Below are 577 nucleotides of genomic sequence, written 5' to 3'. Positions count from 1 at the left end.
AATGCGCGCTGGTCAGCGCCGCTTAATTTTGTTGAACGTACCGTCGCCAATTAAATATTTGCACGCAAACTTGCCGAACAAATCGAAGCTGGGTCTGTACTTTAACCCTTACGGTAAAGTGCTTGATCTGATTGATGACTGTATTGCCTGTGGTGTCGATAAGCTTATTGAAGAGCAGGGCGGTTTGGTTTGGGAGCCTGAGAAGTTTGAAGCGTTGAAAGAACACGTTCGCGCTGAACTGGGTGATACCGTGGTAGAAATTGCCAAACAGGTAGAAACCATTCTGACGACGGCTTTCAACATCAACAAAAAGCTGAAAGGCAAGATTGATTTCGCCATGGCGTTTGCGTTGTCGGACATCAAAGCGCAAATCGAAAGCTTGATTTTTAAAGGCTTTGCAACGGAATGTGGCTGGAAACGTCTGCCTGATATTCTTCGCTACATGCGTGCAATTGAGCGCCGCATGGAGAAATTGCCGATCGATCCGAACAAAGACCGTTTGCACATGCTTAAAGTGGAATCTGTCATCAAGGATTACAAAGAGTTGCTGAATAAGATTCCGAAAGGGATGGTGAGT

At 45.8% G+C, this 577-nt stretch carries 1 protein-coding gene; it reads left to right on the top strand.

Going from position 1 to position 577, the window contains the following annotated elements; genetic code table 11:
- The coding region (locus tag R7R78_RS28230) for a DUF3418 domain-containing protein (RefSeq protein ID WP_225474864.1) at positions 1–577 on the top strand (577 nt) is incomplete at both ends.

This window comes from Vibrio sp. 2134-1 (genome assembly GCF_033339495.1).
The sequence above is the reverse complement of the archived record's forward strand: the minus strand, read 5'-3'. Positions and strand labels throughout refer to the sequence as shown.